1 protein-coding gene is annotated in these 836 nt (G+C 52.4%); it reads right to left on the bottom strand.

All coding sequences use genetic code 11. The features are described from left to right. Positions 1-836, bottom strand: an 836-nt coding sequence (locus tag ACVA54_RS19650; RefSeq protein WP_446643333.1) for a citrate/2-methylcitrate synthase, incomplete at both ends; no start/stop codon positions are given.

Raw genomic sequence — 836 nt, 5'->3', positions numbered from 1 at the left:
TAGCGTTGTTCGATTGGCACCCATTCTTGGTGCTCAGGACCGGTGTAATCCGCACTTGGACGAATGATGCGGTTATTAGCGCGTTGCTCATACACGTGCGCCGCCCAACCCGTTAAACGGCTCATCACAAAAATAGGTGTGAACAGCTTGGTAGGAATGTCCATAAAGTGGTACGCCGAGGCGTGGAAGAAGTCCGCATTACAGAACAACCCTTTCTCGCGCTTCATCACCGATTCCACTCGCTCAGACACAGCGTAAAGATGGGTATCCCCCACTTCTTTAGACAGTGCCGCTGACCAACGCTTAATTAAGGCGTTACGTGGGTCACTCTCGCGGTAAATCGCATGGCCAAAGCCCATGATTTTGTCTTTGTTTTCTAGCATTTTTAGGATGTTCGCTTCCGCTTCATCCGGCGTTTGCCAATTTTCAATCATTTCCATCGCCGCTTCGTTCGCGCCACCATGCAAAGGCCCACGCAGGGTACCAATCGCTGCGGTAATGCAAGAATGCAAATCCGACAACGTCGAGGCACACACACGCGCCGCAAACGTCGACGCATTGAACTCGTGCTCCGCGTACAAAATCAGCGAGCAGTGCATCACTTGCTTATGCGTGTCACTCGGCGTTTTGTCGGTCAGCAACTTCAGGAAGTAACCGCCAATGCTGTCTTCGCTCTGGTCTTCGGTGTCAATGCGCACGCCATCATGGCTAAAGCGGTACCAGTAACAAATCATCGCTGGGAACAACGCCAACAGACGTTCAGTGGCGTGCAGCTGTTGGTCAAAGTCCGTCTCTTGCTCCAAGTTACCCAGCATAGAACAACCGGTGCGCAGCAC

It is taken from the genome of Vibrio sp. PNB23_22_6, from assembly GCF_052877535.1.
Note: the sequence above shows the minus strand (reverse complement) of the source record. Positions and strands in the feature narration are given on the sequence as shown.